Below are 7,907 nucleotides of genomic sequence, written 5' to 3'. Positions count from 1 at the left end.
ATGCGCCGGTGATCCCCGCGTGTCGGGCGTCAGACCGTGCGGAGCGCAGCGGGGTGGGGGCGGGGTCAGCCCCCGAAGGCGCCCCGGGCGATCACGTCGCCGCTCGGGTCCTGATCTCCGTCCCATGGCTCGCGGCTGATCTCCACCACGGTCCCGGAACCGACCTCGAGACCGGGCGGCAGCGCCACCTCGTAGTGGCCCGACGACACCTGGCCCAGCGAGACCGGCTCGCCGCCCGTCGGGGTCACCCACAGCTCGAGATTCGCGTCCGGATACTCGGCATAGGGCCCGTCGACCACGATCGCCTGGCTCCCGTCGGCGGCCTCGACGAGGCGTGCGGTGCCGGCATCGACCCCCGCGGACCTCGGATCCTCGAGGGACGCCCGCGCGATCGCTGCCGGCTCCGGCTCGGCGAGGACCTGGGAGAGCACCACCGCGAGGCCGGCGAACACGCTCGCGGCGACCACCGCCGCGGCCATGACGAGCATGCGTCGACGCTGCGCGCGGCGCGCGTCGTCGCGGGCCTCGTCGCGCCAGTCCGACTCGTCCTCGGGAGGTCCGGCGTCGACGGCGCGGCGCACCTCGTCCCAGAGGCCCGCACGCGGCGGTACCACCGGGCCCGCGGCCGGCAGCCGGGTGACCGCCCCGACGAGGTCGTTGAGAGAGCGCCACGCGGCACGGCACTCCGTGCACCCCGCGATGTGCTGCTGCCCGCCGTCCGCGACCCGGATTCCGAGCGCGCGGGAGGCCAGCCCCTGGACGGAGGTGTGACCCTCGCCGGGCGGGGTCCCATGCCACAGCGCGAGCAACGCGTCGCGCAGACGCACCTCCAGCTCCTCCTCCGAGAGTCCCGTCGCGAGCGCGAGCTCGTAGCGCGGGACACCGTGGATGAGCGCGCGCTCGAGCGCCTCACGGTCCTCGGCCGGCAGCCGGTCGAGCGACGCGCGCACGAGGATGCGATCCGCCTCGGCGACCACGGCGCGGTCGTCGGTGAGACCCTCGGACACGACACGCTCGTCGTCGAGGGTCGACAGCTTGGAGCGCACGCGACGCTCGAGGTCCCCGGTGATGCGGTCCGCCGCGTCGTGGAGCAGGTCTCGCGGCTCGAGCGAGCCGCCCGCGGCGGCGGAGGCGAACACGCGGCGGACCACGTCCTCCGCGTCCTCCACGGAGCCGAGCGCGCGCAGCGCGAGAGTGAGCACCAGCGCACCGGACTCCCGGTACGCCTCCTCGACGCTCGGCTCGGCCATCGCCCTCCCCTGTTCACGCGAAGTGTGCCACGGCCGCGCCGGGACCCGGCACCCCCCGGGGTATGCGCGAGGGCGCCGCACCCGCTGCGACGCCCTCGCGACCTGGAAGGAACGGCTAGACGGTGGCGACCACCTCGACCACGGCACCGGGAGCCGCGTACGGCACCAGGGTGCCGTCGATGGGCTGGCCGTCCACGGTGAGCGACGCGCCCTTGCCGCCGGAGTTGGTCACCTTGATGACGTAGGTCGCGCCGCGGACCACGCGGCGGACGGTGAACTCGGACACCTCGGCGCCGATGCACGGGTCGACCACCAGGCCGTCGTAGTCCGCCCGCACGCCCAGCAGGTACTGGGACACCGTGACGAAGTTCCACGACGCCGTGCCGGTGAGCCACGAGTTCTTCGCCTCGCCATGGCGGACCGCATCCTTGCCGGCGATCATCTGCGCGTACACGTACGGCTCGAGGCGGTGCACCTCGGAGATCTCCTCGCGGTACGCGGGGGTGATGCGCTTGTAGTGGTCCCACGCCTGCTCGGAACGACCCACCACGGTCTCCGCGATGATGACCCACGGGTTGTTGTGGCAGAAGATGCCCGCGTTCTCCTTGTAGCCCGGCGGGTAGGACGTCACCTCGCCCAGCTCCACGTGGTAGTCGGTGTAGGCCGGGTTGAGGAGCACGATGCCGTGGTCGGTTCCCAGGCGCTCCTCCACCGCGTCGAGCGCCTTGTCCGCGAGGCCCTCCTCGACGCCGATGCCGCCCATGATGCAGAAGCCCTGGGGCTCGATCCAGATCTGACCCTCGGGGTTCTCGGCGGAGCCCACCTTGTTGCCGAAGTAGTCGTAGGCGCGCAGGAACCACTCGCCGTCCCAGCCGTGCTCGATGACGGCGGCCTTCATCTCCTCGACGGCCTTCTCCGCCCGCTCGGCCTCGGCATCGTCCCCACGACGGCGCGCGAGCGCCGCGTAGTCGGGGCCGATCGCGGCGAACATGCCCGCGATGAAGATCGACTCGGCGACGCCGCCGGTGCGGTTGCCGGTGGTCTGGAAGGACTCGCCGGGCTCGGTGGAGAAGCAGTTGAGGTTGAGGCAGTCGTTCCAGTCGGCGCGGCCGATGAGCGGCAGGCCGTGCGGGCCGACGTTGTTGAGCGGGTGGTCGAACGAGCGCTTGAGGTGCTCCATGAGGGAGGCGGCCTTGGTCTCGTCGTTGTCGAACGGGACCATCTCGTCGAGGATCGCGAAGTCGCCCGTCTCCTTGATGTAGGCGGCGACGCCGAGGATCAGCCACAGCGGGTCGTCGTTGAAGCCCGAGCCCAGCGTGTGGTTGCCGCGCTTGGTGAGCGGCTGGTACTGGTGGTACGCGCTGCCGTCCTCGAACTGCGTCGACGCGATGTCGATGATGCGCTCGCGGGCGCGCTCGGGGACCAGGTGCACGAATCCGAGGAGGTCCTGCGACGAGTCGCGGAAGCCCATGCCTCGGCCCATGCCGGTCTCGAAGAACGACGCCGAGCGCGACATGTTGTAGGTCACCATGCACTGGTACTGGTTCCAGATGTTGACCATGCGGTCGAGCTTCTCGTGGCCCGACTCGACGGTGTACGAGCCCAGCAGGCCGTCCCAGTAGGCGTTGAGCTTGGCGAACTCGTCCATCGTCTGGGAGTCCGTGGCGAAGCGGGCGAGCAGCTCGCGGGCGCCGTCCTTGCGGATGACGCCGGGCGCCTCCCACTTGTCGTCGCGCGGGTTCTCCAGGTAACCGAGCACGAACGTGAAGGCCTTCGACTCGCCCGGGGCGAGCTCGACCGCGAGCTGGTGCGAGGCGATCGGGTACCAGCCGGACGCCACCGAGTTGCCCGCCTTCCCGGCGTGCGGCACGGCGGCCTCGTCGAAGCCGTTGCCGAACCCGAGGAACGTGTCGCGGTCCGTGTCGAAGCCCGCGATCTCGGCGTTCACGCCGTAGACGGCGTAGTGGTCGCGACGCTCGCGGTACTCGGTCTTGTGATAGATCGCGCCGTCGACCACCTCGACCTCGCCGATCGAGAGGTTGCGCTGGTAGTTGGTCTGGTCGTCCTCGGCGTTCCACAGGTTGAACTCGAGGAAGCTGAACAGCGAGAAGGACTTCGGGGCGTCGGACGTGTTGGTCAGCTCGACGCGGTGGATCTCCGCGTTGACATCCACCGGCACGAACAGCAGGACGCTCGCCTCGAGACCGTTCCGCGAGCCCGTGATGCGCGTGTAGCCCATACCGTGGCGCGTCTCGAAGGAGTCGAGCTCGGTCTTGTACGGACGGAAGCCGGGGCTCCACACGTCGCCGCCGTCGTTGATGGAGAAGTAGCGACCGCCGTCGTCCACCGGCACGTTGTTGTAGCGGTAGCGCGTGAGGCGACGCAGCTTGGCGTCGCGGTAGAAGGAGTACCCGCCGCCCGTGTGCGACACGAGACCGAAGAAGTCCTGGGCGCCCAGGTAGTTGATCCACGGGTAGGGGGTGTGCGGCGTCGTGATGACGTACTCGCGGGCCTCGTCGTCGAAGTGGCCGAACTGCATGGGCGGTGCCTTTCGTGTCGGGGCGCGCGCATCCGTGCGGCGCCTCCGGCTGAGTGTCGGGATCCACCTTATCGAAACGATTCGTTTTTTGCGAGAGAGCGCTCTCACGAGGGGGCCGGAAGGGTCCGTGAACCCCACCACCGGACCGCGGGACGATGCACGGGCCGGGCGACCGGAGCATCGTCCCCCTGCGCGGGGCCGGGCACCACGGCGCCCACGATTCCCCTGGGAGACCACTGGATTCCGGGACGTCAGGACCGCTACATTCCGATCATGCGCCTGCTGCCCCTGCTGCTGTACATCGCGATGACGGTCTACGCGCTCGCCGACGTGGTGCAGCAGCCCTCGGATCACCCGCAGCATCTGCCGAAGGCGGCGTGGATCCTCATCATCCTGCTGGTGCCGTGGGTCGGGGCCGGCGCGTGGATCCTCCTCAAGCTGCTCGGCGGGCCCACGCAGCACCCGATGCCGCCCGCGCCGATCGCCCCCGACGACGACCCCGCCTACCAGGTGTGGCTCAACGAGCAGCAGCGCCGCCGCCGGCCCGGCGGGGAGTAGCCGCCTCGAGCCGCGGCCGTCAGGCGCCGACCCCTCCGAGCAGGCGGTACGCGACCACGAACGCCCCCGCGACGGCGGCAGAGGTGCCGCACGCGAGCACGATGGCCCCGGGGCGAGCGAGCCTCGCGCACATCGCGCCGAGAAGGATCACCCCGGCGGCCGCGCAGATCCACCAGAACACCGGGCTGGTGGTGTCCGCGATCACGGTGAGGCCGTAGACCGCCTCCCCGACCAGCACGCCGGACAGCACGCCGGCGCCCACCGCCGCCTCCCGCGCGGGACGCCGCAGCGCGTGAGCCGCGAGCCCGATCACGGGACCCGCCACGATCCCGATGGTCGCCCAGAACGTCGGGTCGAACTGCTCCCCGCGCCAGTCGGACACCACGGAGTAGCCGAGCGTGAGCGCCACGAACGCGACCGCGCCGCCCAGGGCGGCCTCGACGCGGGAGCGGGCGAGCCACCAGACGAGCGCGGCCGTGGGCACGGTCCACCCGGCGACCGAGTTGGCGAGGGACGCCACCTCGTCGGGCAGCACCCCTTGCGCCACCGGGGTCAGCCCGCCCAGGAGGAGCGCGACCCACGCGGTGAGCACCACGCGGAGAAAGGACGACAGGACGGGTTGCACGGGGAGACCGTAGCCAAGGGCCGCGTCGCGCCGCATCGGGGATCGCCCTGATGGCCGCACCGATGGGCGTCGACCCTCGCATCGTCCGGGCGCGCGCACTAGGTTGGGCACCATGCTGCTCTCGGACCGCGACATCCGCGCTGAGATCACGGCGGGCAGGGTCGCCCTCGACCCGTGGGACCCCGACATGATCCAGCCCTCCTCCATCGACGTGCGCCTCGACCGCTACTTCCGCGTGTTCGACAACCACAAGTACGCGGCGATCGACCCGGCCGCCGAGCAGCCCGAGCTCACGCGCCTGGTCGACATCAGCGACGGGCCGTTCGTGCTGCACCCCGGCGAGTTCGTGCTCGGGTCCACGTACGAGTCGGTGACGCTGCCCGACGACATCGCGGCTCGCCTCGAGGGGAAGTCCTCGCTGGGGCGGCTGGGCCTCCTCACGCACTCGACCGCCGGCTTCATCGACCCCGGCTTCGAGGGCAACGTCACGCTCGAGCTCTCCAACACTGCGACGCTGCCCATCAACCTGTGGCCGGGCATGAAGATCGGCCAGCTGTGCTTCTTCCGCCTGTCCTCGCCCGCCGAGCACCCGTACGGCTCCGACCGCTACGGCTCGCGCTACCGCGGCCAGCGGGGCCCCACCGCGTCGAAGAGCTTCCAGAACTTCCACCGCATCGACATCTGAGCCCGGTCATTCGGCGCAAGAGACGCGTGGGGCGCGTCACACCGTGCCATTGGTCACGGGTCCTCCCCTAGACTCCCCGGCAACAGGGTGTCACCAGGGGGAACGATGACCGACCAGCAGCCGACCTCGGCCACCGACTTCGCCGCGCCCGCGGCCGTCGCCCCCGCACCTGAGCTTCCGCCGGCAGGCTGGTATCCGGACCCGGAGCAGGCCGGCCAGCAGCGCTACTGGGACGGTCGCGAGTGGGGCACGCACCGCGTGATCGACCCTGCGGTCCGCGACCAGCGATCGTCCACGGCTCCGCGTGCTCGCGTGGGCGCGATCGTGGGCTGGTCGATCGCGGGCGCTGTCGTCCTGCTCGGGCTGATCGGCGGGGCGATCGCGATGATCGTGCCGGAGCTCGCCGACGCGGCGTCGGAGGCGGGTGGGCGCGAGCTCACCGCAGCCCCGGGCGACGGATGGTCGACTCAGGACGTCCTCGAGGGTGGCGGCACCATCGCCGTCGACCCCGCATGGGAGGACGTCACGGACATCATCGGCGTCTCCGAGATGGAGGACCAGATGGCCGGCCCGCTCGACGTCGACGTGCACGTCGACGGCGCGTGGCTGACAGCCGGCGACGTCGAGACCGGCGGCGTGATGCTCATGGTGATCAGCGCGGTCGACACGGGCGGTCCGAGCGTCGCCCGCGTCGAGACCACCGCCTTCATCTCCTCCGCGACGGCCGGCTTCGAGGACGTCACCACGACCGCGCAGGGCGCGGTGCGCACCTCCTCCGGGTTGACCGCCTACCTCGCCGAGTACGAGCACCCGTACTACGACCTCATCTCGACCAACGCGGTCGGCGTGGTGGTCGACGGCGAGCGCCAGGTGCTCGTCTACTCGACCGGTTCCGACACCCTGGGCTCGGGCGTGGAGAACGTCGAGACGGTCCTCAACTCGCTCACCATCGACTGAGCGGCGCCACCGGAGATCTCGGGGCACCGAGCGCCGCGACACCCGCGCTATCCTGGCCGGACACGACAGGGGAGCGCCTCCGCCGGGACCACCGGAGGAACCAGGGCGCTGAGAGTGCGGAACGCCGCAGACCCTCGAACCTGATCCGGCTCGCACCGGCGTAGGGAGTCGAGTCTCGTCCCCTCCTATTCCGGGAGGAAAACCCATGCGCATCACGCGCACCGCGGCCGTCACGGCCGCAGCCACCAGCCTGACCCTCGCCCTGGCCGCCTGTTCGCAGGCGACCGAGCCCGGCGCATCGTCAACCGCCGAGGCGACGGAGACCGCACAGGCCGAGGCACCCCTGGGCGGCACCGTCCGCTTGGTCACCCACGACAGCTTCTACGTGCCGGACGATGCGCTGGCCGCCTTCGAGGCCGAGTCGGGCCTGGACGTCGAGCTGGTGCAGCCCGGCGACGCCGGCACGCTGGTGAACCAGCTGGTGCTGACCAAGGACGCGCCGCTGGGCGACGCGGTCTACGGCATCGACAACACGTTCGCGTCGCGCGCGATCGACGGCGGCGTCCTCGCCCCGTACGCGAGCACGGCACCCGCGGCCGGCGACTCCGCCGAGTACGCGATCCCCGGCGCCGAGGACCTGCTCACCGCGGTCGACTTCTCCGACGTCTGCCTCAACTACGACCTCGCGGCCTTCCCCGACGGCGCGCCCACGCTCGACGACCTCACCGACGCGCGGTACGCGGGTCAGGTGTCCGTCACCAACCCCGCGACCTCGTCCCCCGGCCTCGCGTTCATGCTCGCGACCCAGGCCGCGATGGGCGACTCGTGGCTCGACTGGTGGGAGGCGATGCGCGCCAACGACCTCCGCGTCACGGCCTCGTGGTCCGACACCTACTTCACGGACTTCTCCGCCCCCAACTACGGCGGCGACTACCCGGTGGTGCTGAGCTACGCCTCCTCGCCCCCGTCCGAGGTGATCGACGGCGAGCCCACCACCGCCGCGATGCTCGACACCTGCTTCCGCCAGGTCGAGTACGCGGGCGTGCTCGAGGGGGCCGATAACCCCGCGGGCGCGCAGGCCGTGGTCGACTGGTTGCTCTCCGACGAGGTCCAGGCCTCCATGCCGGAGAGCATGTACGTCTACCCGGTCTCCACCTCCGTGGAGCTGCCCGCCGAGTGGGTCGAGTTCGCGCCCCTCGCGGACGCGCCGTACACGCTCGACGCCGCGGAGATCGACGCGAACCGCGACGCATGGATCGACGAGTGGACCGCCACGGTCCTCGACTGAGCACA

7 protein-coding genes and 1 riboswitch are annotated in these 7,907 nt (G+C 71.1%); of the genes, 4 read left to right on the top strand and 3 right to left on the bottom strand.

The features are described 5' to 3' along the window. Window positions 1-65: 65 nt before the first annotated feature. Window positions 66-1,250 (bottom strand): anti-sigma factor domain-containing protein, encoded by a 1,185-nt coding sequence (locus AOM01_RS13935; protein WP_062294654.1) that lies wholly within the window; start codon window positions 1,248-1,250, stop codon window positions 66-68. A 115-nt stretch (window positions 1,251-1,365) separates the two neighbouring features. Beyond that, a complete protein-coding gene (locus AOM01_RS13930; RefSeq protein ID WP_062294652.1) occupies window positions 1,366-3,789 on the bottom strand; it encodes a glycoside hydrolase family 94 protein in 2,424 nt (807 codons plus the stop codon). A gap of 273 nt (window positions 3,790-4,062) precedes the next feature. Between AOM01_RS13930 and AOM01_RS13925 the strand changes: the two genes are divergently transcribed. Next, window positions 4,063-4,347, top strand: coding sequence for a PLD nuclease N-terminal domain-containing protein (locus tag AOM01_RS13925; protein WP_062294650.1), 285 nt, complete (start codon window positions 4,063-4,065; stop codon window positions 4,345-4,347). Window positions 4,348-4,366: 19 nt separating this feature from the next. Here the strand turns inward: AOM01_RS13925 and AOM01_RS13920 are convergent, their stop codons facing one another. Beyond that, entirely contained in the window at window positions 4,367-4,972 is a 606-nt protein-coding gene (locus AOM01_RS13920) for a DUF6518 family protein (protein ID WP_156156004.1), read from the bottom strand. A 112-nt stretch (window positions 4,973-5,084) separates the two neighbouring features. On the opposite strand from AOM01_RS13920, the gene dcd reads away from it, so the two are divergent. The 3 genes from dcd (at window position 5,085) to AOM01_RS13905 (ending at window position 7,902) form a co-directional block, all read left to right on the top strand. Continuing rightward, window positions 5,085-5,657, top strand: a complete 573-nt coding sequence (gene dcd, locus AOM01_RS13915; RefSeq protein ID WP_062294645.1) for a dCTP deaminase — start codon at window positions 5,085-5,087, stop codon at window positions 5,655-5,657. A gap of 105 nt (window positions 5,658-5,762) precedes the next feature. Then, window positions 5,763-6,614, top strand: coding sequence for a DUF2510 domain-containing protein (locus AOM01_RS13910; RefSeq protein ID WP_062294643.1), 852 nt, complete (start codon window positions 5,763-5,765; stop codon window positions 6,612-6,614). A 57-nt stretch (window positions 6,615-6,671) separates the two neighbouring features. After that, window positions 6,672-6,798, top strand: a riboswitch (TPP riboswitch). 21 nt (window positions 6,799-6,819) lie between these two features. Continuing rightward, window positions 6,820-7,902 (top strand): thiamine ABC transporter substrate-binding protein, encoded by a 1,083-nt coding sequence (locus tag AOM01_RS13905; RefSeq protein ID WP_062294641.1) that lies wholly within the window; start codon window positions 6,820-6,822, stop codon window positions 7,900-7,902. Window positions 7,903-7,907: the final 5 nt, after the last annotated feature.

This window comes from Demequina phytophila (assembly GCF_000971135.1).
Classification (GTDB): Bacteria; Actinomycetota; Actinomycetes; order Actinomycetales; family Demequinaceae; genus Demequina; species Demequina phytophila.
The sequence above is the reverse complement of the archived record's forward strand: the minus strand, read 5'-3'. Positions and strand labels throughout refer to the sequence as shown.